A 23,627-nucleotide genomic window follows, 5' to 3' on the forward strand; every position below is an offset into this window, starting at 1 on the left:
GGATCCCTTAGCGGCAGAGAGAAAAGGGCTGTCCTCAGCTTTGCAACTGGGCCAAAAAACCGGGACGGGCTCCCATGGGGCTGGCGCCGCCCGACTTGGAAGTCATTTGCACGCCACACAACTCACCGATGAGCAGGAACACCTTTTTGCCGGTGCGGTCGCAGGTCAGCTCCAAACTCTGAGGGGATCCACTCTGCAGAGCATTGACGATGCTTTGGTAGGCCCGGTTGGCCGCTTCTTCCTCTTTTTGGTGGACAACGATGGGGGCAGGGTTCCCTTTCAGGAGCAGTTCCAGAGTGTACATGGCTGACCGTTGCGTAGTGGGCCGTGGGACAAAAGAGAGGCACCCAGAGGACGCCGTTGGCGACAGCAGGACGAAGTCCTTTTCCAGTATCGCAGGTTGGGCCAGGGTACCGGCAGGCTCAACAAATGACGGGGGAGTTTCTCTCGCCAGATTAGGCCAGGCCGGTGCCGAGAAAAGGCAGCAGGCTAATCAGCAACAGGCCCAACGTGGCCAGGGATCCCGCCAAGAAGGAGAGGGATCGCCCAATGGGAATATCGGCAATGTAGAAAAAGTTGTAGAGCAGCCGCGCCAGCAGAAACACCCCACACAGCACAGCTACCCCTTCATCTCCGCTGAGGCCAAAATACCAGGGATCCGAGTGAGGGCCGGTGATGTAGGCGATCAACGCTGCTGCCGCAAACATCCCAAAGGTCTCAAACCCGTTGGCGTGGGCCCAGGTGGCCCGTTGCCCGTAGGGAGGTAGCCTATCAAACATAGCCCGAGGAGCATGCAGGTCGTAGCCAACGCGGGCACGGGCATAGCCCACCACCCCCATGGGCAGATAGACCAAGAGCATGGCTGCCGCGATGGAGAACAGGGGGATAGCTGCGAGAGGAAGGCTTGGCAACATAAGGCAAAAGGACGGTGCAAGATAACAGGGGAGAGGAAGGAGCCCAGCTCGGGCAGGAGCTATTGCCGGGAAAATCAACACCAGAACCATTATCCATCTATCGGGCTGTCTATCCAGGCAGATGCTTGCGTCAGGAAATCTTGCGGATTTGCCGGCGGCGCTCCTCATATTCAGCGCGGGTGATCAAGCCCTGTTTCAACAGGCTTTCCAACTGCTGTTCGGGATCCCGGGCTTCTCGCCCTTCCACACTGGTCCACTCCAGCTCGATCAACCCTCGATTGAATCGAAAATCGAAATCGGCATTGCTCATGGTCAGGATCCACAGCCCTTCCAGCAAACAAAGGGCGCGTACCCCGTAGCTGAGGATCTGCAGCGGGATGGAAGGAACGAACACCATCAGCCCCACCACCAAGTAGCCCCAGCCCCAGCGTTGGTGCCTCATATAGAAGCGCTGCAACCCTGGAATGAACACCCCCATCATCGCCAGCCAGCCGGCCACCTCGCGGACCAACCGCCGACGTTCCTGTGGGGGCATATCAGGGCCCCTGCTCTCGGCCATAGACTGCACCAGCTAGATGTGCCATTAAGCTAGCTCAGTTTTGGCCGCACAGGGCTCAGGAACTTGGATCCAACCTCAGAAGATTTTTGAGCAGCATCCCGCCGCCTATACTTGATGGGGGCAGTTCGGGGAAGGAACATGGCAGAGCGGGAGCTATCGGTAGCGATCTTGGCAGCGGGCAAAGGTACCCGGATGCGATCACGGCTGCCCAAGGTGCTGCACAAGCTGGGATCCCTGTCTTTGATCGAGCGGCTGCTGCGCACGGTGCTAACCTTGAAACCCCACCGCTGTCTGGTGATTGTGGGTTATGAACAGGAGCAGGTGCGCCAAGCCCTGCGGGAGTACCCGGTTGAATTTGTGGAGCAGGCCCAGCAATTGGGCACCGGACACGCCGTTCAGCAACTGTTGCCCGTCCTGGGCGGTTTTCAGGGGGATCTGCTGGTGATCAACGGGGATGTGCCCCTGCTGCGGGCGGAAACCCTGCAAGCTTTGGTGGAGCGCCACCGCCAGGTGAACCCAGAGGTAACCTTGCTCTCGGCTCAGGTGGCGGATCCCTATGGCTATGGGCGGGTATTTTGCGATGCCCAACAGCGGGTGCTGGAACTGGTGGAAGAGCGAGACTGCACCCCAGCCCAACGGCAAAATCGCCGCATCAACAGTGGGGTGTATTGTTTTCACTGGCCGGCTCTGGCTCAGGTTTTGCCCCATCTCAATCGCAACAACGCACAGCAGGAGTACTACCTAACAGATGCCGTCAAGCGGGTGGGCAAAGCCATCGCTCTGGATGTTGCCGATCCGCAAGAAATTGTGGGCGTCAACGACCGCCGCCAACTGGCCCAGGCGTACCAGATTTTGCAGGATCGCCTCAAGGAAGCCTGGATGGAAGCCGGGGTCACCTTTGTGGATCCCGATAGCAGCAGCCTCGAGGAAACGGTGGAATTGGCCCCCGATGTGATCATCGAGCCCCAAACCCATCTGCGAGGGGTGTGCCGCATTGGCTCGGGAACCCGCCTGGGGCCGGGCAGTTGGATCGAGTCCAGCGAGATTGGATCCGGCTGTCACATTCTCTACTCGGTGGTCAGCCACAGCCGCATCGGCAACCAGGTTTGGATAGGCCCCTACGCCCACGTGCGCCCCCACAGCCAGATCGGGGATCACTGCCGCATCGGCAACTTTGTGGAAACCAAAAATACCCAGATTGGATCCCACAGCAACGCCGCCCACTTGGCCTACCTGGGCGATGCCAAGCTGGGATCCCAGGTCAACATCGGGGCGGGCACCATCATCGCCAACTACGACGGCCAGCAAAAGCACTTTACCGAAATTGGGGATCGCAGCAAAACAGGCGCCAACTCGGTGTTGGTGGCTCCTTTGCAGGTGGGATCCGATGTCACCATTGCCGCCGGCTCCACCATCCCTGCCCGCTACCCCCTGCCGGATGACTGCTTGGTGATCGCTCGCTCCCGCCCGGTGGTCAAGCCCGGTTGGCGACCCGGGATCCGCTCTTCCCGCCCCCAGGAGCCCCAGCCCATGCCGCCGGGATCCCTCAAGATTTATCCCTTGCGCCTCTTCCCCGGCCAAGATCTCAAGCAGGAACTGGAGCGAGTGGCCCGGCAGCAGCCCTTGCAAGCGGGGTTTGTCCTCAGCGCTGTCGGCAGCCTTAGCCAAGCCACCCTGCGCCTGGCCGACCAAATGGGGGATCACCTGTTGTCGGAACGCCTGGAGATCCTGGCCCTGAGTGGATCCCTGTGCCCTGACGGAGTCCATCTCCATCTCACCGTTGCCGATGCCCGAGGCCAAACCTGGGGGGGACACCTGCGCCCCGGCTGCCTCATCTACACCACCGCCGAAATTGTCCTCGCCGACAGCCCGGAGTATCGCTTCTCCCGTCAACCGGATCCGGCCACCGGCTACCTGGAGTTGCACATCCAACCCGTGGCAGGGGATCCCTGCTGGCCGTCCCCACCCCCCCAACCCCAGCAAAACCAGCAGACAAAACCAGAGGCTGACAACAGCAGGCCGAAAAGCTTACAGTAGTCAACATGAGTTACCTAAAGCTAAAGGGGGCTTGTGAGCGCCAAGCCGAAAGCTTCACGGAACTCATGGACGCTTTGCGGTGTGGCGGGCATGTTACTGGGTTTTCGGACGCAACTCATTCTTAACCGCAAGCAAACAACTCTAGCCGCCCAACACGCTGGGGTAGCCCGCCACGCCTATAACTGGGGCTTAGAAGTCTGTCGGCAAGCCCTGGAGAACCAGCAAAAACTTCCCACCGCCATTGACCTGCACAAGCGCCTAGTGGCCGAGGTGAAGAAAGAACATCGCTGGTACTACCAGGTCTCCAAATGCGCCCCTCAGCAGGCATTACGCAACTTGGAGCAAGCCCTTAAGCGCTGGCGGGGTGGGTTGGGGAAGTTTCCCCGCTTCAAACGCAAGGGAGTGCGAGACAGCTTTTACCTGGAAGGGAGTATTCGCACTTCTGGCAACCGCATCAAGGTACCTATCTTCGGTTGGCTGCGCTGTGCAGAGCTGCTCCCGGTGACCACACCCAAGAACGTGGTTGTTAGCTTGAGAGCCGGACATTGGTACATCTCCTTCAAGTACGAAGCTCCAACACCCCAGGTGGAGAAGACCGGAGAGGTGGTGGGAGTGGATTTGGGTATCCATCACCTGGCCACCTGCTCCGGCGGGGAAGTGTTTCCCAATCCCAAGCCCTACCGCAAGGCCCAGCGGCGTTTGGTCAGGCTGCAACGGCGGCTGAGCCGTAAGCAGAAAGGCTCTGCCAACCGCAAGAAGGCGGTGGTGCAGTTGGGCAAAGCTCACAAGCGGGTGGCAGACATAAGGACTCCGTCCCGCTTACGCGATCGGCAAGACAATCTGCACAAGCTGACGACTTACCTGGCCAAGAGATACCGAGTGGTGGTGATAGAGGACTTGCAGGTGAGGAACCTGCTCAAGAACCGCAAACTGGCGGGATCCCTGTCAGACTGTGGGTTCTACGAGCTGAGGACTCCGTCCCGCTATCGCGAACGGCGACAGCTAGAGTACAAGGCCCGGCTCTACGGCTGTCAGGTGGTGGTGGCGGATAAGTTTTATCCGTCCAGCCAACTGTGTTCACGGTGTGGCCACAAACAGAAGATGCCACTCAGCGAGCGGGTATTTCGCTGCCCGTGTTGTGGTCTGGGGATAGACCGCGACCGCAATGCAGCGCTGAACCTGGTACGGTGGTATTTTGAGTGCTACTTAAAGCGCTCAACTACCCCAAGCTCTGGGGAAAGAGACGCCTGTGGAGATTCCTCTGGCGGGGTGGTAAGCCTGAAGCTTACTACCAGTCACGAGTCGTGGAAGCAGGAAGAAAGCAGAGACGCGACAGGCACTGAACACTCTGGAAGTGTTTGTTAGCGTTTCGTAGGTCTTTCGGAGCGGTCATCAGTACCCCGTTGAGCAGCCAGAAATTGTTAAGCTTAACGCACGGATGGCAGTATCCGGCCATGCCCCGAGTGACAACTGCTGACGAGCTGCTGACAGAATATGCCTCTGGCGAGCGCAACTTTCAAGAATCCAACCTGGTGGGGGTGGACTTGGTGCGCTCCAACTTGCAAGGGGTGAATCTGAGAGGGGCCAACCTCTCCTTTGGCAAGCTGAGTGGCATTAACCTGCAGGAAGCCGATTTGCGCGGCGCCGATCTCAGCTCGGCCAACTTGATGGGGGCCAACCTCCGCGGGGCCAATCTTTGGGAAGCCAACTTGATCGGCGCGGATCTCAGCTTTGCCGACTTGCGGGAAGCCAACTTGCACGGTGCCTACCTTTGGGAAGCCAAGCTAACCCGTGCACAACTGCAGGGAGCCGATCTAAGCGGGGCAAAAATCGGCGGAGCAGTGCTGACCGGCGCTGACCTCAGCGGAGCCACCCTACCCGACGGGAGTGTGCGGGCTTGAGCCACCCCCCCAGCAGACAAGGCAGAATGGAACTGTTGCGACGGGATCCCTGATGTTGCTGCTGTTCAACTTGGTCTTGACACTGCTGCTGGCTTTGGGAGTGGCAGTCCTGGCCGGGCAAAACCCCACCACCCTGACCGTACACTTCTTGATGTGGCGCTCGGTGGAGCTGCCCTTGGGATTCCTCATCGCCGTGGCCGTCGGCCTGGGCCTGTTGACGGTGGGGCTGGGCTCTCTCCTCTGGCCTGGGCGCAGCTTTTCTGCCACCGCCCGCCAATTACAAGAGCGGGTGCGCCAACTGGAAATGCAGGATCAACCGCCCCAATAACGGCCAATTCCCAAAGGGATCCCTCTGCTTTCTGGCTTTGGCTCAACAGCTTCGATCCCCTGCAATTCTACCTGCAATTCTATAGTTGACTTGACAATCTTGTCGCTGGCCCTAGGGAAAGCATGCTGGAATGGCCCACCGATGCGAGACTGGGCGTAAGCTGAGATCAGGATCCCTTCGCCGTCTGCTTGAGCAGTGCGTATCTCCAACCGTAACCATGGCTTATTTCCAACCTACTTCCCCGGATAGCTCTCCCCAAGACCCACGGGCCCTGCGCAAAGCCCTGCGCGGATCCAGCACCTACTTTGCCAAGGGATTTGAAGAACACAAGGATCAGGCTCAACTGGAGCTGCAAACCACCTACAAAAGCCCCCTTGTGGAGCAAATCCGCGCCCAGGCTTACCGCTATCAGCGGGGCGACATTACCATTCACCTGGCCAGGGCCTTTGGCTTTTGCTGGGGCGTGGAACGGGCGGTGGAATATGCTTATGAAGCGCGGCGACGCTTTCCGGATCGGCAACTGTGGATCACCAACGAGATCATCCACAACCCTCTGGTAAACCAGCACCTGAAGGAGATGGGGATCCGCTTTGTGGAGAAAGGCCCGGACGGCAAGAAGGACTTTTCTCAGATCCGGCCCCAAGATGTGGTGATCTGGCCTGCTTTTGGGGCAAGTGCATCGGAAATGGCGTTTTTTCGGTCGCAGGGCAATGAGATTGTCGATACCACCTGCCCCTGGGTTTCCCGCGTGTGGAACCAAGTGGACAAGCACCGCGCGGCTCAATTCACCTCTGTGATCCACGGCAAGTACAACCACGAGGAAACCGTAGCCACCAGCTCCTTTGCCGAAAAATATCTGGTGGTGCTGAACCTGGAAGAAGCAGAATGGGTCGCCCGCTACATTTTGCAAGGCGGAGATGCGGCAGAATTTCGGCGGCGCTTTGGCAAGGCCACTTCCCCCGGTTTTGATCCGGATCGCGATCTAGAGCGGATCGGCATCGCCAACCAAACCACCATGCTAGAGGGGGAGACCCGCGCCATTGCCAAGCTGTTTGAGACCACCATGCTGCGCAAATATGGCCCCCAGGAGTTGGACAATCACTTCATGAGCTTCAACACCATCTGCAATGCCACCCAAGAGCGGCAGGATGCCATGTTCGAGCTGCTCGAGCAGCCTTTGGATGTGGTGGTGGTGATCGGGGGGTTTAATTCCTCGAATACCACCCACCTGCAGGAAATTGCCCTGGCCAAGGGCTTGCCTTCCTTCCACATCGATGGCCCCGACTGCATCCAACCCAACAACCGCATCCGCCACAAGCCCCTTCACCAAGACCCGACAGTTACCGAAGGTTGGCTGCCCGCCGGGCCGGTGCAAATCGGCATTACCTCCGGTGCCTCTACCCCAGACCGCGTTGTCGAGGAGGTGATTCAACGCATCTTCGCCCTGCGTGAAGAACCTCGGCGGATCCCTGCCTAGGGATCCCTTCCCTCTCCCTCTTGAGCGTGCTCAACACCCTTTTTCAGGTTTATCCTCCCTTGCTGGGCTGGACGCTGCTGGGTTTTTTTCTCCAGAAGGGGCTGCCCGGCGACTGGAAGCGTTGGCTGGATCCCCACGCCTTGGGGCGATTCATGTTTTGGGTGGGAGTGCCCCTCAGCATTGTTGGGTTTATGCAGGGGGTGGATCTGTCGGGCCAAATCTGGGTCGCCCCTCTGATCTGTTGGCTGTCGGTGGGGCTGGGGTTTGCCTTGACCAGCGCTTGGCTGTGGTGGCAGCGCCACAACTGTTGGAGCAGTGCCCAGCAGGGCAGCTTTCACCTAACCGCCACCCTGGGGAACACCGGGTATTTGGGCTATCCCATCTGTCTGGCTGTGGCCGGAAGGGCTTACTTTGGCTGGGCCCTGTTCTATGATCTGCTGGGCACTCTGTTCATGGCCTACGGGTTTGGCGTGTGGGTGGCCAGCCGCCACGGCAGTTCCCATGCCCAACCTTGGCAGGTGGGCCTCCACATTTTGCGCACCCCTGCTCTTTGGTCTTTTGCTATGGGCCTACTGCTGACCCGCGAACCCCTGCCGGGTTGGCTCTCTCAAGGGTTGGCGGCTTTTGCCTGGAGCATGATCCCGCTCAGTTTGATGATTTTGGGGATGCGATTGGCCCAGGTGAAGCGCTGGGGATCCTTTCTTGCCGCCGGAGTGGCCCTCTTGATCAAAATTGTGATTGTGCCGCTCTTGGTGGGAATCGGCCTTGCCTTCACCCCCTACCCGCCTCTGGCCAAGCTGGTGCTGGTCCTGCAGAGCGGTATGCCCCCCGCCATCGCCACCCTGGTGCTCACGGAAGAATACGACTTGGATCGGGAAATTACCGTCACCGCCTTGGCCGTGGGGTACTTGGCCGCCTTGCTGACCTTGCCCCTCTGGCTGGGGCTGTGGGGATCCTAATAGGCCAGGTGAGACAAGGTTTGCTCGAGGTAGCTATGCACCAGTTGATCCAGCTCTGCTTCCTGAGTGGGCAACTCCCGGCCCTGGAGCCATCCCCGAAAACCCGAGCTTTCCACAATGGCCTGCCGCAATGGCTTCCAAACTGCTTGCGTGCGCAGTGCTGTATCGGAGCTGAGAGCAGGACTGATCATGAGAAGAAGGTGAGTAGGAGTGATTCACCCTCAGAATAGCTTGGATCCCAGTTGACTTTGGCTCTCTAGGATACAAATCTCCCCTCTATGCTGAGCAAGCCTTCTCTCAGTCGCTCAAGCCAAAAAATCCTCAATATAGTCATTCCAAACTAGATTGAGACACTCCCCAGGCGTTCCGCGCTGCTTCCGCGGCCACCCCCAGACTTTCTCCCAGAGGGAGAGAGGAGCTGGACAGAAATGTTTCATTCCTGTTTAAAATGACCATACATCCCATCAACTCGAGCAAGAGGCCCAGGGATCCCTAAACGAACAATTGGCTGCGCTGCTCGACCCGTAAAGTTGGCCCCAAGGCATTGAGAAGAGAGACGCCGTAGCTGCGGACGATAATGCGGCTATCCAAAATGGCCACCCATCGGGTGGATGAGCTGGAATCTTCTCCCGAATCAGAGCTTTGCCGTAGAGGCGCAACAGCCCGTTGCAACTGGGCAGCAGCCACCGGCAAAAGGTACTGACGAAACCAGTCCTGCTGGGTGCGTTGCAGATATTGCACCCGTCCGGCCACCCTTGGGTCTTCCACAGAAGGGAAAGGCAAAGTGGCGATCACCATCAGCTCAGGGCGCGGCAAGCCGGCCTTGTGGTGCAGCCAGTAGGGCCAGTCGCAGACCAAAATGCCCTTTTCGCCCGGAAAAGGGCTGTTTACCCGCACCCGCGAGCCGAATTCGGCAGCCAAAGCCGCCCCCACCTGTGCCTGCAGAGGTTGATCCGACACCAACACCACCACGAAGCCCTGCGCCTGAGGGATCAAGTTTTTCAGCTCTTGCAGCAGGTGATCCCGAAATAGAGGGCTGTTGGGCAAGGGGAGGCGCGGCAAGTAAAGGGAAAGCTCCGCCCCGCCAGAACGTGGCCAACCCTCGCCTGAGGCAAACCGCAGCGGCGTCAGATCCGGCAAGCCCAACCGTCGCCGATAGGTTTCCGCCTGGCGATCCAGATCCAGCGCTTCCCCAATAATCACCACCGGCTGTGTGGCCCAAATGGGGGCCAACCAATCCTGCAGAGCCGCCGGGCTGTGGTGAAGGGTGAGGCGACCGGTTTCTCGGTCGGTTTCGGCCCACCAAATCCATTTGGAGACGGGATCCCCCTCAGAGCTGAGCCGCCGGCGGATTTGATCCCAGGGATCCGGCAGCCAGCCGGGGTAGCCTGTCACCAAAGACAGCACAGCATCCAGGTGAACCTGTTCATCCGCATGAAGCAGACAGCGGGAAAGAGGCCGCCGCAAAAGCTGAAGGGACAAATTGACCTGAACCTGGGAGAGCTGCTCCGCCTCGGCAGGGAAGATTTGCCGGAGCTGTTGCCAATGGCTGGCTTCCAGGGTCACCGTTAGCGCCTGGTAGGCCCAATCTTCCAGGTCTTCGGCTCCATCCAGGATCAAAGGGATCCCTGTCGGCACTTGCGAGGATCCCTTTCTCAAGCGAGCTTGCAGCCAATCCAGGGGATCCACCAACAGCAACCCCTGGAAATCGGGATCCGGCCAACGGTCTTTTTGCAGGACGGGCTTATGCAACTGCAGGGTGTGCTGTAGCCAGGGGATCTCTTCCCCCAAAATTTGCGCCTGCACAGGAGCTGTGGCACAGAGCAAGGTGGGGTTGGGCCACATCAGGGCTGGCAGCAGGTAACTGAGGCGGTGCTGACCCCCAGCGGGCACCTGGATCAAGGTGCTGCGACCCAGCCGCAACCCTCGCGCCACCATGCGAGCCATCGTCAACTGGTGGGGCCACAGGGCTTCGGGAGACTGCCGCAAAAGCTGCCGCAACTGTTGGTGGACTTCAACCTCAATCACAGTTCAGTACGCCGGGGGTCTGCCACAGACGGTAGGGTGAACTAGCCTATTCTAGGGTAGAGAAGAAAACCAAAGCCCATCTCTGGGGTGAGCGATGTCTCTTCTAGCTGCTGTTTCCACGGGATCCCTGCTTCTGGATCGCTCCGGGTGGGGCCGTTTGCGCATGAAGGGATCCCCAGGCTTGGACTATCTGCACAACCGAAGCACCCAAAATCTGAAGGCCCTCAAGCCAGGGCAGGGGGCCGACACGGTTTTCGTGACCCCCACCGCCGGCATCCTGGATCTGGCCACGGTGTACGTGGGAGAAGAAGACTGCTGGATCTGGACTTCGCCCCAGCGGCGCAGCCTGCTGATGCAGAGTTTGGGGCGCATGCTGCCTTTGGTGCGGGGAGCACAGTTGAAAGATGAGACAGATCAGACCTTTGGTTTTGGATTGCTCGGATCCCAGAGTCAAGCTCTCCTGGAGCAAGTGGTGAGCTCAGAAGAGATCCCGACCGGGCCTCATGAGCACCGCCCCGTGGAGATCCAGGGGATCCCTGTCCATCTGGCTTGTGGCACGGGTCTTGCCCAGCCGGGGTTTACCCTCTGGGGCACCATTGACCAGAAAGTCGCTCTTGAAGAATGCTTGCTCCAAGCCGGAGCCAAGCTGGCCCCACCTGAGCTGTGGGAAGTCCTCCGCCTAGAAGCGGGTCGCCCCGCCGCCGACCGAGAGCTGACCTCAGACTACAACCCCCTAGAAGCCGGCCTGTGGCGAGCTGTTTCCCTTGACAAAGGTTGCTACGTTGGCCAGGAAGTCTTGGCCAAGCAGGTAACCTACCGGCGCATTCGGCAAACTTTGTGGGGGATCCGCCTCCAAGGAGAAGCTCATCCTGGCACAGAGATTTTGCGGCAGGGGGAAAAGATTGGGCTGCTGACCAGTGCAGGCCTAACTTCGCAAGAGTACCTGGGATTGGGATACGTGCGCACCAAATTCAATCCTGCCGAGGGGCTGGAAGTTGAAGTCGGCTCAGCGCCGGGAGTCCTGACTCGAATGCCGTTTTTGAGCTTTCCGCCTATTGTCTGAGGTTGTTTTTGCAGACCTCTCTCCTCTCTTTTCTAGAGGGAGAAGCGTAGGCGAAACACCGCAACTCACCAGTCAAAGTGGCGGCGAAAGCGGGGATCCCGTCGATCCTTTTTGCGTCGGTTACAGGTTTTGCACAACGTTTGCAGATTGCTGATGTCGTTGCTGCCCCCTTGGGCAATGGGGATGATGTGATCGATCTGAAGCTGAACCTCTGGGGGCGACTTTCCGCAACCGCGACAACGGAAGCCGTCTCTTTGGAAAACATACTCCCGCACGGCTGCTGGAATTAGAATCCTTTCGCCGGATTTTCTTTCTTTCATCGTTATTCATCCATACTGCGAAGATCGTCCAGTGGAGACTTTTCATCTAGAGGTTCTAATATCTCTTGGTCGGGTTCTTTTATCAGAAATTCAGGATTGTCAGGATAAAATTCAATCGTAACTTCTACTCTTACTTTTACTCTACCGGTCTGCCAACCGTTAGTTTTAGGAGAAAGAATCGAGCATGGAACTCCTTTATGGAAAAAATGAACCTGATCTTCATAGGGAATACCTGTTTGTATCTCAGACGAACTCAAGTGACTGTCTAGTCCTCTTCCCATTTGGTCAAACTTCAGGAAATAAGAATTGATAGAATCGCAAAGCTTGGAAATCATGTAGACTTTCTGCTTATTGTTCTTGTTGATAAAAGTGATAACTCCGTCTCCCAGTTGGCTAAGATTAATGGATGTTTTTGTCATCTTATCGACCTCAAGACATAGAGACAACTTGAACAGCCCGTAAATCATCCAGTATAGAATCCTCTAGTTTTCTGGGAGCGCTATCTCCAGAATCTCTATATGGGTCATCAGGAACAAACTCGAGATAAACTTTGACTGATATCTTGCCAGAGATCCACGACTTTCTGGGCTGTAAGACTCTAGATTCTATTCCATCCACGAGCATTCTAATGTCCGCATAAACCTTTCTTGATTTAAGGTAACCGTTTGTCCGTAAAGTATCTGAAAGAAGGTAATTAATAATTGCACTATGCAAGCTACTTGGAAGGTAGACTTGATCACCAATTTCAACGACAGTTTCCCTATCATCTGACCTAAAAACTATCGGATCGACCACGGCATTGTCTCCTATTGCTAACAGACTTTACTGACTGACATCTCCCCGAATGTCATCCAAAGGCGATCTACTGCTCCCTGATCCCGTTTCTTCTGGCTCAAACTCAACCAATAGTCTCATCCTAACTCTACCAGCAATCCACGGTGAGCCAGGACGTAAGAGTTTAGCAGGAATTCCTTTCACGTTAGTTATTCCGTTCAAGTTGCTCCATAGAATCGAGACTCCCTTTTCGCTAAGTTTGCTGGATAAGTAGGATCTGATACTCTCATAAATAATCTCTGAGTACACCTGAGCAAACTCTTGCGAGTAGATTAGGCGTCCTCCTATATCAATGACAGTATTTTGGAAAATATCTAGCTCAACAAAGCACTCCTGAGATTGATCATTACTTGACACTTGCCCAACCCCCTCTATGTCTCTCTGGCTTAGGCTAGCTCTCACTTTCGCGAAGGTCATCCAGAGGGGATCCGCTGCTGCTCTCTGAGCCTGTATCCTCTGGCTCAAACTCTACAGTGATCCGCAATCTGACTCTGCCTTTTTCCCAATCTTTCTTGCCCGGCACCAAGAGCTGACAAGCAAGTCCCTGCCCAAACCACTTCGCTTCTTGCAACAATTTTTCTTCTGGCTTGGGAGCAAGAAGGCTACTGGCAATGTTGAGCAAGTCTTCCGGCGGCAGGATCCCTGAGGATCTCAAGGCCGCAATGAACAAGCGATGCAGCTCTTCTTTCTTGGTCAAGTCCTCTTGGGCCGCTTTGACCAAGTTGGCAACCTTGAAAGTTTTCTCCCTTACAGAGAGGATCCCTTCTGGGTGCTGCTGTAGAGGTATCGATTTGGATCCCATGACTTTATCTGGATCAAGTGAAAGGCCAAAAACAAAGACAAGCCGCTCTATCTCAAATCATCGAGAATGCTATCCAACTCTGGAAAACTCTCGTCTATGGGTGTAGAACGACCAAGAGCGACTGCTTCGCTTGCACTGCTTTCACCTACTTGCTGTTCAGGAAGACTTGCCAAAATTTGAACTGACTCACCAACAGAGGAAGGTTCAGGACAAGTAATCAAGGGCAGCATCTCGCGATTGAGGCCCAAAGCTTGCAAGCAGAGGTTGATCCCAGAAACAGCTTGGTTGTACTTGTCTATGCTTGCCTCCAGTTCTTTCAGCCGCTGTTGGTTAAGCGCAATTTTCTCTTCAGCCTCTTTTCTGAGAGTTGCTTCCATGAACTGCTTTGCTTCTGGGTACTTTTGCAAAATCTCATCGGCTACTTGCTTGGCAACCGGCAATAGCTGAGTTTTTAGAGTATTGTTGGTCTCTTGTCGGAAGCTAGAACGCACTGTCTGGTTAATTTTCGGCTCGAAGTCAAGCTTGAGTAATTGTCGGATTCCAGGCTCTGCGTCGCGAATAGCAGAGATGTCATAAGATTGGCTGGTTTGCTTTAGGACTTCTCGAAACTGGTAGATCGAGAATGTTCCTTCGTCGTAGAAGCGGGGGCTTTCTCTGAGGTAGCGGTCGCACTCTTTTCGGGCACCATTGACAAGAGAGCTCAAAGTTACATCTCTAACCGAAAGAAGCTTTTTCTCCAAGTCCCCATCGGATCCCAGTAGGCGAAACAACTGCCTGTAGTAGCTTGAGCTGCGAACTTCATCAACAAGGCGACGAAAGAAGTTCTCTACAAGCGTGCTGGCTGATTCTACCAGGATGTCCTCTAGATGGTTGGACAAATAATAAAAGGCTTCGACCAATACAGCTAAGAATGGAGCTGTGGAGTTGCGGGGACGAATGCGAACGGCTTGACTGTAAACATTGTCCAACGAAAAAGTATCCAAAAGCTCATCTAGCCTCCGTACCATCCTAGCCTGCAATTTACGGAAATCGTTCTCAAATTCTTTGTTTTCTCCGTTAATAACTTTATTGACTACTGTCTGGATATGCTCGTCAAACTCTCGGCCAATACTGGCTAGCTGCTGATTGATCAGCGTCAGCTCATAGGAAATCATGCTGTCAATCTCTTTGGGCTGGCTATCAATGTCTCGGTAGAGATCTAGATAGGACTTCCTCATCTCGATGCAGAGAGGTTGCAAATCATCGGCCAGCGCGGAAAATAGCTGTGGCCGCTTTTCTTCCGTTAAATAACGAGTGATCCCAGCCCGAAAGTCTTCAATACCGCTATCTTTAATCATATACTCAATCAAAGGTTTTCCCCACTCCCTCAGAATCCGAACGTAGTTATTTATGGGTGTGTCGTACCCATGTACAGAAGGGCGGAACGGGGATCCAACCAACCTACCTGACGTGCAGTACTTGTTAAACTCGCTGACAAACTGGGGTGTTTCTTCCCCACCACCCAATTCTTTGATGCTTTCTGAAAAAATCGTATCCAGTCCAAATCGATCCTCGGGGGTAGTTGCCTTGATCTGGGAACCATAGAAGCCGAGAAGGCCGCTTGTCTTAAATACGCGGAGTTGACGAAACTGCTGGTCGATAATGTTTTCTAGTCTCTGCTTTAGTTGTGCGTTGTACCAAGTCTCGTCAATCCGGTTAAACACATAGAAGACGCGATCCCTGATGCTATCATTACTTTGAATATGCTCAATAAGCTCTGTCTCTTCCTTGGTCAGCTCACCCGTTGCAGCACACTTGAGAACGCAAACAACTGCGGACGTATCCGGATCGGCAATTTTTCGATAAGTACGCTCTGCATCCGCTTTGACTGGAGCATCGATCCCAGGAGTATCGACAATAACGTTTCCATCTTCCAGCAAGGGGTGGTGGCAATAGTATTCCACCTTTCGCAAAACTGCGCTATTGGCGCCGCGCCGGGCAAAACCCGCAGCTTCTCTTAGGTTGCTGAAGTTGAGCTGCTCCATTGAGAAAACTTTGTTCTCGGTAGGGTGAATTTTGTCCCGGTTCTGCTGGAAACCTGTAATCAACAAGCGAAGTGCATCCGCCTGCTTCGCCCGCTCTGACTTGCTTTTGCCTCCCTCCTGCTGAATAATAGCCTCAGCACGCTCCTTCAGGGGATTCAGTGCAGTGTCTTCCAGCCTGCTGAGTGACGGAGCCAAGTTTAGGAAAGCGCAGAAGGCGGTCACCTGTTCTTGCACTTCCTGCTCGCTAAGAAAAGTGAGCACTACCCTCTCCGCATTTGGCTCTGCGTAGGCGATGTAGCACTCTGTCCCTGTGGCGTGCCCTTCGGCGCTGTAGAGAAGCTCTCTTTCTAAGAGGGCATTGATTAGCATAGACTTGCCAGCACTGAAAGCACCGGCAAAGACAATCTCGAAGGTTGGAGAAATAGCTTTGCTGAGGGAAGCTTGAATCCGAGTGGTATCTTGCTTGCCTGAAAAAGTGGAATCCTGATGCCAGAGTTGCAGGATAGCTTCAACCTGCTCTTTCAAGTTCTCACACTGAGGCAGGAGCTTTACAGACATAAGAGAGCAATCTCCACAGAGGCTGCTGGGATTATAACTTGCCTATGCTTGAGGTGAGGATTCCTACAGCAATTTTCTTCAGTGCTGGAGCTGTTCGAGATTTCGACCTAAGTCTAAGTCCAGATACCTACCTGAGCTCTTGAGTGAGAGCAAGGTTCTTTGTTGGCCAATACCGGGAAACTTCGCTGCCATCGTGACCCTCTCCGCCAGCATCCCAGATCTGGCAACGACGTATATGGATCCCAAGCCGGAGCGGAGCTGGCCCTGACAGAATTTTTGGGAATCTCTGTGCCCAGAAGCTGGTCATCCCGCCACCGAGCAAGAGCTGGCTCCAGACTACAGACTCCAAAAGGCAGTCTTGTGGCAGGCTGCTTCCCTTGGCAAAAGTTGCTGTATTGGCCAGGAAGTCTTGGCCAAGGGAGTGATGTATGGACACCCTGTGGGGGATCCGTCCTGGCGCAGAGGTTTTGCGGCAGGGGGAAAGGATTGGTCTGCTGGCCGGTGCTGGCTTGACTTCGTGGGGGTGCCTGGGATTGTGAGCCAAGAAAGAAATTCTTAAAAAGCTTTCGCCAGACGCAAAACCGCATTTAGGATTGGCTTCTAGGGTTCGTTAGCGAGTAACCTGCACCCTCGTTTTCAGAATCATCTGCTACCGAACCCGCTGCGTCTTGTCAGCCCAACCGATTTCTTCAGTGCAGGCTGCTTGAACCGTTGGCTTAATGTTCTGCCTTCAACTGCGATGGACTCTTCGATCTCTCAATCCCAACCTTCTTCCCGGCGGGATCCCGTGCCTTCAGACAAGCTTTCCCTGCGTATGGGACAAGCCCTACTGGGGTTAGCATTGGCCACTTGGCTGCTGATGGGGTTAGGCAGTGCCACCCGCGTCATGAATGCTGGGCTGTCCTGTCCAGATTGGCCCCTTTGCTACGGGGCAATTGTGCCCAGCCAGCAGATGAACCTGCAAGTCTTTTTGGAATGGTTTCACCGCATGGTGGCTTCTGGGGTAGGCTTGGCTACCTTGGTTCTAATGGGGTTTGCTTGGCTGAAGCGTCAGGCATTGCCTGCGTGGCTGCCCTGGGGTTTGAGTTTGGCTTTTGCCCTGGTCTTGATGCAAGGGATCCTGGGCGGGCTGACGGTCACGGAGCTGCTGCGCTTTGACATTGTGACAGCCCACTTGGGCACGGGCCTGCTGTTCTTTGCCACTCTGCTTACTCTGGGATTACTGATCTTGACAGGATCCGGTTCCGAGGGCTTCGTCCTGCCGGCACGACTGGGTGAAGGACCGTTTTCCGTCGGCTACTTGCCTTGGCTGGGCTTGGGGGCGGTGCTGCTGGTGTATGTCCAGAGCCTTCTCGGTGCCTTGGTGGCCTCCCAATGGGCGTTGCATCAATGCTTTGCTGCCGGCGAGCTGTGCTGGGTGATGAACAGCCACCTGCTGGGAGTTGCTCCGGCCACCCTTGGGGTGTTGGCAGTAGCGGTGGCCACCGGGCTACGGCGCAAGCGGATCCCCTGGCTCCTCAAGCTTCTGGGTCATGGATCTGTCGGCCTGCTGCTGGTTCAGGTGGGGATCGGCGTTTTGACCTACCGTTACCGGCTGCAGGTGGAGCCTCTGACGGTGGCCCATCAGATGGTGGGGGCAGCTTTGCTGGCCTGTTTGCTGGCTTTTACGGTGCTGGCCTGGCAAATGCGAAGCCGAGGGGAAGAAGGCCGGTGGATGGCCGTAACCGCAGAAATGACCGGTGAGTGAATTTCCATGCAAAATAGCGTTTTAACTGACCGTCTGGCTTCCTACCAGGAGCCAATAGGGGGGATCCCTGCCGAGCAGAGCCCATGTGCTCTGGGGCGCGAACGCCAGGCGCTTGTCCAGGTTTTGCGCAGCTACAGCCAGTTGGTGAAGCCCAAGATCATCGCCCTCTTGCTGATGACCACGGCTGGGGCCATGTGGATGGCAGGCAACACCGACCCGTTCAGGTTTTTCATCACCCTTTTGGGGGGAGGAATGGCGGCGGCGGCAGCCAACGTCATCAACATGGTGTATGACGCCGATATCGATCGGATGATGGAGCGAACCCGTCATCGCCCCTTGCCTTCCGGTCGAATCCGAGCGCAGGATGCTCTGATTTTTGCCGGGATCCTGGCTTTGACTGCTTTTGGGCTGTTGGCCACGTTCACCAACCTGCTGGCTGCCAGTTTGGCCATGGTGGGGATCCTGGTGTACGTGGGGGTCTACACCCACTGGCTGAAGCGCTCCAGCACGCAGAACATCGTCATCGGTGGAGCGGCAGGAGCCATCCCGCCTTTGGTGGGCTGGGCAGCGACCACAGGTGAGCTGAGTTGGGCTGCCTGGGTGATGTTTGCCATTATCTTTTTGTGGACTCCACCCCACTTCTGGGCTTTGGCCATTCTGAAGCGGGAAGACTACGCTCGCGCGGGGGTGCCGATGCTGCCGGTGGTCGCGGGCGAAAGGATCACTGCCGCGCAGATTTTGCTCTACGCGCTGCTGATGGTTCCGGTCAGCCTGTTGCTGGTTTACCCATTGGGAATGCTGGGATCCTTTTATCTGAGCGTCGCGGCGCTGCTGGGATCCCTCTTGGTTTGGAAGGCGGTGCAGTTGCTGCAGGATCCCTGCAATCGAGATCGGGCAGCCTCGCTCTTCACGTTTGCCAACCTATACTTGCTGCTGCTCTGTGGAGCCATGGGTCTGGATAGGTGGTCGTTGACCCACACCCTCTGGAGCCAGGCCACTGCGTCCCTCCAAGGGATTTACACCACCCTCATAGCGCTGGCCAGCTGACTTGCGCGAATGGGGGATCCCTGGGTTGATAACCCCCGTTGGCCAGCCGGTTTTTCCTCAAAATTGCGGCCCATTCTCAGAGAGTGACACTCCATACCGTGCAGGGTAGAATGAGCTGATCATTAGCCAAGCAAGACACACCCGGCCATGACCAATGAGGAAATTGAGACGCGGTTTGTCCAGTTGGCCGAAGCTGTGACCAGGGTGGCCAATACAGTTGCCCAGGTTACCGATGCTCAGCTTGCCTTGCAGACCCTTTCAGGGCGTCTCGCTGAGGTTGTCCTGGAATTGCGGCAGGAAGTGCGGGAATTGCGGCAGGAGCTGAGAGAATTGAGGCAGCGGCAGGCTGAATCGGATCAACGCTTTGAGGTTCTCCTTCAGGAAATCCGCTTCTTGATCCGCCGCCAGGGAGAGGGGCAACCATGACCGGGTTTGCCGCTATGCCTTGCCTGTTTCCCACGAGGCCACAGATTGCTGGGTCGAAGACATTGGATTGGAACGGAGCGATATCACCATCGGTGTGAATTGTGGGAAAGGCTGGGGATCCCTTGTTCCACTGCTGTTTTTTTGCTCCTGGTTCTTGCTGGCGAACCTTTGGCCTGTCAATTCGCCGGGGCTAACCGTCTTGGTGAGCTTCGCAGGTTCCAGGGTTGAAGAGTCCCAGAACCCTGGCCTGCCGGAAACTCTCCAGGCTTTGGATGCTGTTGGATTATAACCAACTCACAATCGATGGAGCTTAGCGGACTTGAACCGCTGACCCCTTCAATGCCATTGAAGTGCTCTACCAACTGAGCTAAAGCCCCGATTTACTTTGCTTCAGGTCAGAATCCGCTCAAGGATCCAACTTTCTATTCCATTCTACACCTGCAGCCTGTAGAAGCTGCCTTATTGGTAAAAAGTGCTGGGATCCCATACTAGATAAGGGGAGGATCCTTGTCAATAGTTTGGATGGCTCAACCGGGGGGAAGCAACAGTGGGGTTTGCTCGGCCCTCAGCCTTTTGTTGCCCGGCATCCCAGGAAGCCCGCGGGGTGGTAGAACGGAGTCAGTGGCAATTGAGGGGCCTGTGACACAAGAAACTCAGCTTAACCGCATTTTGGCGGCTTCTTTGCTGGTCGTCTGCCTTATTGCGGCCATTGTCGGGGGCACGCGCCCTGCCCCAGAGCCTACCCGAGGCGGGGTTGGCCTAGAGGCTGCACGGGGGGCGGAGCGCATCGAGGTGGTCACCCTGGAAGGAACGATAGGCGGCCCAGGGGGTTCGACTTTGGTAGGCCTGCCCACTTCTCCTGTGGAACAGTTGCGGGAGGCAGCACGGGATCCCTCTGTCAAGGCTGTATTGCTGCGCATCAACAGTCCCGGCGGAGCTGTGGGATCCAGCCAGGAACTCTACCGTGCCGTAACTGCTCTGCACGAGGCGGACAAGCCGGTGATCGCTATCCTAGAAAACATTGCTGCCAGTGGGGGGTACTACGTGGCCAGCGCTGCCGACAAAATCTATGCCAACCCTGGCACCCTGACCGGCAGCATAGGGGTTATCATCAGCGGCCTCAGCTTTGGTAAGTTGCTGGAGAACTACGGCATAGAGCCGCAGACCTTCAAAACCGGCGAGTACAAAGACCTTCTCTCTCCTTTCCGCAGTGCCACTCCTCAAGAGCAGCGCCTTCTGCAAAACTTGGTGGAGGATACCCTCGAGCAGTTCATTCGCGATGTGGCCCAAGGACGCCAGCACTTGCCAGAAAAGGCAGATGAGGTGCTGGAAGCAGAGATGATCGCGCGACGGCAGAGCTTGGATGAAGACCGGGTGCGACAATTGGCCGATGGACGCATCTTCACCGGGGCGCAAGCTGTGGAGGTGGGCTTGGTGGATGCTTTGGGGGGGTACACGGAGGCGGTGGAGGATCTGCGGCGCATGACCGGGGATCCCTCTTTGTCGCCGGCGGGTGAGGGAGAGGGCTTCCAACGAGTACTGCGACGCCTGTTAAGCCAAGGACTGTCCTCGCAAAGGCAAGCCGCTTGGCTGGGCCGGCTGTTGGAGAGCAACGAGGCTGTTGGGATCCCAGATGTGCCGTTGCTGTGGATGGCGCCGGAGTGGACTTTGCGCTAAACCTAAATCTAATCAGGACGGGTTTTGGGTGTGGGGGGTGAACGGTGAATCGAGAACCGGTCGCGCCGGCGGCGCAGGGCACTTTGAGAGCAGCTGCTCTGGGAGTGCAGGGCAATACTTGGAGAGAGGGATCCCAGAAGGCCAATTCCTTGGCGGAGCTGGATTGGGCCATCGACCTGGAGCTGTTGACCAGTCGGGCTTGGGTGGAAATTGACGCAGCCCAGCTGCGAGAAAACCTGCGGCTGTTGCAGAGGCGCCTAGGCTCAAACGTCGAGATCTGGGCGGTGGTGAAGGCCAATGCCTACGGGCATGGAGCACAGTTGGTGGCTCCCGTGGCTGTTGCGGCTGGGGCCAAGGGGCTGTGTGTGGCCACCCTGGCCGAAGGGATCGAGTTGCGGCAAACGGGGCTGCAGGCTCCGGTTCTGGTGTTGGGAGCTTTGAATACTTGGGCGGAGCTACAGCAGGCCATGGCAGCCCGGCTGGAGGTCAGCCTCACCTGCACAGACCAAATCCCGCTGATGCGCCAGGTAGCCCGTTGGGCCGGGCGCCCCGTCCCGGTGCATGTCAATGTGGATACGGGTATGACCCGTTTGGGGATCCCCTGGAAGGAAGCTGCAGCCGTGTGGGGGCAGATTTGTCGGATCCCGGAGCTGGAAGGCTGTAGCTTGTTTTCCCATTTGGCGACGGCGGACGAGCCCCATTCTCCAGTCATGGAACAGCAGCACGCCCGCTTTGCCCAGGTGGTGGAACAGATCCGCCAAGCCGGGGATCCCTTACCGGCGCTGCATCTGGATAACTCAGCCGGTGCTTTAACCCATCTCCACTACTCCCGTGTGCGTTTGGGGTTGGTCCTCTATGGCCTGTCCCCTGCCCCTCACTTGCCGGTGCCAGGTCTGCAGCCGATTCTGCGGCTCAAGGCGCGGCTGTCCCACATCCAAACTGTGCCTGCTCAAACTGGCGTGAGCTATGGGCATCGCTACATCACCTCTCGCCCCAGTCGCATTGCCACTCTGGCCATCGGCTATGCGGATGGGATCCCACGGCGGCTTTCCGGCTGGCTGCGAGGATGGGTGCGCGGCGGCTTGATCCAACAGGTGGGCACAATCACGATGGATCAATGTATGTGGGATGTAACCGAGAGGCCGGATATCCAGGTGGGGGATGTGGTGGAGCTGCTGGGCCCCAATCTGGCAAATGCGGGTTTATCTGTGCAGGATTGGGCCGATCAGTTGGGTACTATTTCCTATGAGTTGCTGTGTGGACTTTCTGCCCGTCTGCCAAGAGTGTTGGTTAATTCTCTGGGTTTTGATGATGCCTGACACGACAGATTGGATTGCCTCAAGCACGGATAGGAGCGGGCCAGAGGCTGTTCGCGTCGGCAGCAGAGGGCTTGACTTGACGTGTCAACAGAGAGTAGAGCAGCATCGAAGGTAATCGAGGGCACTCCTGATCACTGAAAACAGTGACTTGGCGGCGGATTCGGTTCCCATTGGGAGGTAGCGATGGCGGAGCAACATAAGCCTCTGAAGAGCCTGGAAAATCAAATGGAACGGGCTGTTCTGGAGATGGTCAATGAAATCCTGCTGATGGAGAGTCAACAGCGCTACTGCTTCTGCGAGAAATTCTGTAACGATGCTGCCGCCCTGGCTTTGAACAACCTCCAGCCTCGATACGCCACCAGTTTTCACGGCTCTCTCCGAACTTTAGAAGCCATTCAAGCGGATCAGGAGTTGCAGAGGCTGATCCGGTTGGAGGTGGTGAAGGCCATGGACAAGGTGGCGGCCAATCCCCGTTGCCCGGAGCCTGAATGTCCTTTGCTGCTGCGCGACGCCGAGACGATAGAGTTAGAACTGGCCCCTAGCGACAATTGAAGGAATGGCTCTGATGGAGCTGCGCTCCGCTGGCGCGAACGTTTCCCCTTCGCCGGTGGCCTTTCTTGGCCCTGCTGGAACCTACACAGAGTTGGCAGCTTTGCTGGCCTGCCCTGAGCAGCCTCACCTGCACAGCCAGGGATCCCACCCCTTAGTGCCTTATCCAACGATCAGCGCCTGTCTAGAGGCGGTAGCTGCCGGCCAGCAACAATGGGCGGTGGTGCCGGTGGAAAACTCGGTGGAGGGGGGGGTCTCGATGACCTTAGACGCCCTCTGGCAACTGGAGGGGCTAGGGATCCGGCAGGCGCTGATCCTGCCCATTCGCCATGCCCTCATCGGACGTGCCTCGCGGTTGGAGCAAATTGAGCAGGTCTACTCCCACCCGCAAGCTTTGGCCCAATGTCAGGCTTGGCTGAGATCCCATCTGCCCCAGGCCACTTTGATCCCAACCCGCTCGACCACCGAAGAATTGGATCGCCTGCAGGAGCAGCCCAGCGCCGCCGTCATCGCCTCAGAACGAGCTGCCACCCTCTACCAACTGCCGGTCTTGGCCTGCCCGATCAACGATCACCCCGACAATTGCACTCGCTTTTGGGTTATTGGCCGTGCGCCGCTCTCGCGTTCCGGTCAACAGGGTGAAACCTCTGCCGATCCTGCTTCTCCGGGGGGATCCCATACTTCCTTAGCCTTCAGCCTCCCCCACAACGTGCCGGGAGCGCTGCTGAAACCTCTGCAAGTGTTTGCGGAGCGAGGCCTGAATATGTCTCGCATTGAGTCGCGCCCCACCAAAAAATCGGCAGGGACGTATGTCTTTTTTGTCGATCTGGAGAATCCTGTTGGCCAGCCCTATCTGGATGCCGAGGTGATTGCGGCGCTGGAATCAATTGCTGAAACCTTGAAGCTCTTCGGCAGCTACCCTGTGCATGACCTCTGCAAACAAGGTGCTCTATCCCAAACAGCAGGATCCCTGTCCCCTGAGGGGAAAGCGCGTCCAACGTAGACACGCCTTTCAAACCGTTGCATTATCTGGGTTCTAAGGCCCGAAAGTTGGGAGT

25 protein-coding genes, 1 tRNA gene and 1 pseudogene are annotated in these 23,627 nt (G+C 56.6%); 15 read left to right on the forward strand and 12 right to left on the reverse strand.

Features of this window, described 5'->3' with window-relative positions:
• Positions 1-34: 34 nt before the first annotated feature.
• From NW842_RS02185 to NW842_RS02195, 3 genes are all read right to left on the reverse strand, one after another.
• Entirely contained in the window at positions 35-304 is a 270-nt protein-coding gene (locus NW842_RS02185; RefSeq protein WP_414417385.1) for a hypothetical protein, read from the reverse strand.
• Positions 305-455: 151 nt separating this feature from the next.
• Positions 456-914, reverse strand: a complete 459-nt coding sequence (locus tag NW842_RS02190; RefSeq protein WP_414344246.1) for an MAPEG family protein — start codon at positions 912-914, stop codon at positions 456-458.
• 130 nt (positions 915-1,044) lie between these two features.
• Positions 1,045-1,473: an SHOCT domain-containing protein gene (locus NW842_RS02195; protein ID WP_414417386.1), complete on the reverse strand. Its 429-nt coding sequence runs from the start codon at positions 1,471-1,473 to the stop codon at positions 1,045-1,047.
• 138 nt (positions 1,474-1,611) lie between these two features.
• On the opposite strand from NW842_RS02195, the pseudogene glmU reads away from it, so the two are divergent.
• The 7 genes and pseudogenes from glmU to NW842_RS02230 form a co-directional block, all read left to right on the forward strand.
• Positions 1,612-2,961: pseudogene (gene glmU, locus NW842_RS02200) on the forward strand (bifunctional UDP-N-acetylglucosamine diphosphorylase/glucosamine-1-phosphate N-acetyltransferase GlmU); the annotation flags it as partial.
• A gap of 42 nt (positions 2,962-3,003) precedes the next feature.
• Positions 3,004-3,510, forward strand: coding sequence for a PPC domain-containing DNA-binding protein (locus tag NW842_RS02205; RefSeq protein ID WP_414408899.1), 507 nt, complete (start codon positions 3,004-3,006; stop codon positions 3,508-3,510).
• Positions 3,511-3,600: 90 nt separating this feature from the next.
• Positions 3,601-4,875 (forward strand): RNA-guided endonuclease InsQ/TnpB family protein, encoded by a 1,275-nt coding sequence (locus tag NW842_RS02210; RefSeq protein ID WP_414417387.1) that lies wholly within the window; start codon positions 3,601-3,603, stop codon positions 4,873-4,875.
• Positions 4,876-4,964: 89 nt separating this feature from the next.
• Complete coding sequence (locus NW842_RS02215) at positions 4,965-5,411, forward strand: pentapeptide repeat-containing protein (protein WP_414417388.1); 447 nt, start codon at positions 4,965-4,967, stop codon at positions 5,409-5,411.
• A 52-nt stretch (positions 5,412-5,463) separates the two neighbouring features.
• Positions 5,464-5,739, forward strand: coding sequence for a lipopolysaccharide assembly protein LapA domain-containing protein (locus tag NW842_RS02220; RefSeq protein WP_414328974.1), 276 nt, complete (start codon positions 5,464-5,466; stop codon positions 5,737-5,739).
• Positions 5,740-5,956: 217 nt separating this feature from the next.
• On the forward strand, positions 5,957-7,216 hold the full coding sequence (locus NW842_RS02225; RefSeq protein ID WP_414357968.1) for a 4-hydroxy-3-methylbut-2-enyl diphosphate reductase: 1,260 nt from the start codon (positions 5,957-5,959) through the stop codon (positions 7,214-7,216).
• A 26-nt stretch (positions 7,217-7,242) separates the two neighbouring features.
• Positions 7,243-8,175, forward strand: coding sequence for an AEC family transporter (locus NW842_RS02230; RefSeq protein ID WP_414357971.1), 933 nt, complete (start codon positions 7,243-7,245; stop codon positions 8,173-8,175).
• Here NW842_RS02230 and NW842_RS02235 read toward each other — a convergent pair.
• The gene (locus NW842_RS02235; protein ID WP_011434196.1) at positions 8,172-8,366 is read right to left on the reverse strand and encodes a hypothetical protein; all 195 of its coding nucleotides are present in this window, start codon (positions 8,364-8,366) and stop codon (positions 8,172-8,174) included. The two genes, NW842_RS02230 and NW842_RS02235, sit on opposite strands and share 4 nt — an antisense overlap.
• A gap of 301 nt (positions 8,367-8,667) precedes the next feature.
• Positions 8,668-10,203 carry a hypothetical protein gene (locus tag NW842_RS02240; RefSeq protein WP_414417389.1) on the reverse strand — a complete coding sequence of 512 codons (1,536 nt, stop codon included), beginning with the start codon at positions 10,201-10,203 and terminating at the stop codon, positions 8,668-8,670.
• Between the two features lie 94 nt (positions 10,204-10,297).
• On the opposite strand from NW842_RS02240, the gene NW842_RS02245 reads away from it, so the two are divergent.
• Positions 10,298-11,266: a YgfZ/GcvT domain-containing protein gene (locus NW842_RS02245; protein ID WP_414417390.1), complete on the forward strand. Its 969-nt coding sequence runs from the start codon at positions 10,298-10,300 to the stop codon at positions 11,264-11,266.
• 65 nt (positions 11,267-11,331) lie between these two features.
• Here the strand turns inward: NW842_RS02245 and NW842_RS02250 are convergent, their stop codons facing one another.
• Genes NW842_RS02250 through NW842_RS02275 form a run of 6 tightly spaced genes read right to left on the reverse strand, consistent with a single transcriptional unit; the run spans position 11,332 to position 15,804 of the window.
• Complete coding sequence (locus tag NW842_RS02250; protein WP_011430012.1) at positions 11,332-11,586, reverse strand: HNH endonuclease; 255 nt, start codon at positions 11,584-11,586, stop codon at positions 11,332-11,334.
• 2 nt (positions 11,587-11,588) lie between these two features.
• Positions 11,589-12,005: a KGK domain-containing protein gene (locus tag NW842_RS02255; protein ID WP_414417391.1), complete on the reverse strand. Its 417-nt coding sequence runs from the start codon at positions 12,003-12,005 to the stop codon at positions 11,589-11,591.
• A 10-nt stretch (positions 12,006-12,015) separates the two neighbouring features.
• Complete coding sequence (locus NW842_RS02260) at positions 12,016-12,381, reverse strand: KGK domain-containing protein (protein ID WP_414349830.1); 366 nt, start codon at positions 12,379-12,381, stop codon at positions 12,016-12,018.
• 27 nt (positions 12,382-12,408) lie between these two features.
• Positions 12,409-12,837 carry a KGK domain-containing protein gene (locus NW842_RS02265; protein ID WP_414417392.1) on the reverse strand — a complete coding sequence of 143 codons (429 nt, stop codon included), beginning with the start codon at positions 12,835-12,837 and terminating at the stop codon, positions 12,409-12,411.
• Positions 12,812-13,222 (reverse strand): KGK domain-containing protein, encoded by a 411-nt coding sequence (locus tag NW842_RS02270; RefSeq protein ID WP_414332234.1) that lies wholly within the window; start codon positions 13,220-13,222, stop codon positions 12,812-12,814. Before NW842_RS02270 ends, NW842_RS02265 begins: the two co-directional genes overlap by 26 nt.
• 47 nt (positions 13,223-13,269) lie before the next feature.
• A complete protein-coding gene (locus NW842_RS02275; RefSeq protein WP_414417393.1) occupies positions 13,270-15,804 on the reverse strand; it encodes a dynamin family protein in 2,535 nt (844 codons plus the stop codon).
• Positions 15,805-16,543: 739 nt separating this feature from the next.
• On the opposite strand from NW842_RS02275, the gene NW842_RS02280 reads away from it, so the two are divergent.
• From NW842_RS02280 to NW842_RS02290, 3 genes are all read left to right on the forward strand, one after another.
• Entirely contained in the window at positions 16,544-17,551 is a 1,008-nt protein-coding gene (locus NW842_RS02280; RefSeq protein WP_414417394.1) for a COX15/CtaA family protein, read from the forward strand.
• A gap of 54 nt (positions 17,552-17,605) precedes the next feature.
• Positions 17,606-18,598, forward strand: a complete 993-nt coding sequence (locus tag NW842_RS02285) for a heme o synthase (protein ID WP_414417399.1) — start codon at positions 17,606-17,608, stop codon at positions 18,596-18,598.
• 147 nt (positions 18,599-18,745) lie between these two features.
• A complete protein-coding gene (locus NW842_RS02290; RefSeq protein ID WP_011432303.1) occupies positions 18,746-19,024 on the forward strand; it encodes a hypothetical protein in 279 nt (92 codons plus the stop codon).
• Between the two features lie 304 nt (positions 19,025-19,328).
• Here the strand turns inward: NW842_RS02290 and NW842_RS02295 are convergent.
• Positions 19,329-19,401, reverse strand: a tRNA-Ala gene (locus tag NW842_RS02295).
• Between the two features lie 262 nt (positions 19,402-19,663).
• Here NW842_RS02295 and sppA point away from each other — a divergent pair.
• The 4 genes from sppA (at position 19,664) to pheA (ending at position 23,572) form a co-directional block, all read left to right on the forward strand.
• Entirely contained in the window at positions 19,664-20,701 is a 1,038-nt protein-coding gene (gene sppA / locus NW842_RS02300) for a signal peptide peptidase SppA (protein WP_414389255.1), read from the forward strand.
• Between the two features lie 44 nt (positions 20,702-20,745).
• The gene (gene alr / locus NW842_RS02305) at positions 20,746-22,020 is read left to right on the forward strand and encodes an alanine racemase (protein ID WP_414417395.1); all 1,275 of its coding nucleotides are present in this window, start codon (positions 20,746-20,748) and stop codon (positions 22,018-22,020) included.
• Between the two features lie 183 nt (positions 22,021-22,203).
• Positions 22,204-22,572 carry a late competence development ComFB family protein gene (locus tag NW842_RS02310; protein WP_414330167.1) on the forward strand — a complete coding sequence of 123 codons (369 nt, stop codon included), beginning with the start codon at positions 22,204-22,206 and terminating at the stop codon, positions 22,570-22,572.
• Positions 22,573-22,585: 13 nt separating this feature from the next.
• Positions 22,586-23,572, forward strand: coding sequence for a prephenate dehydratase (pheA, locus tag NW842_RS02315; RefSeq protein ID WP_414375402.1), 987 nt, complete (start codon positions 22,586-22,588; stop codon positions 23,570-23,572).
• Positions 23,573-23,627: the final 55 nt, after the last annotated feature.

The organism is Synechococcus sp. R55.4 (assembly GCF_047461935.1).
GTDB lineage: Bacteria > Cyanobacteriota > Cyanobacteriia > Thermostichales > Thermostichaceae > Thermostichus.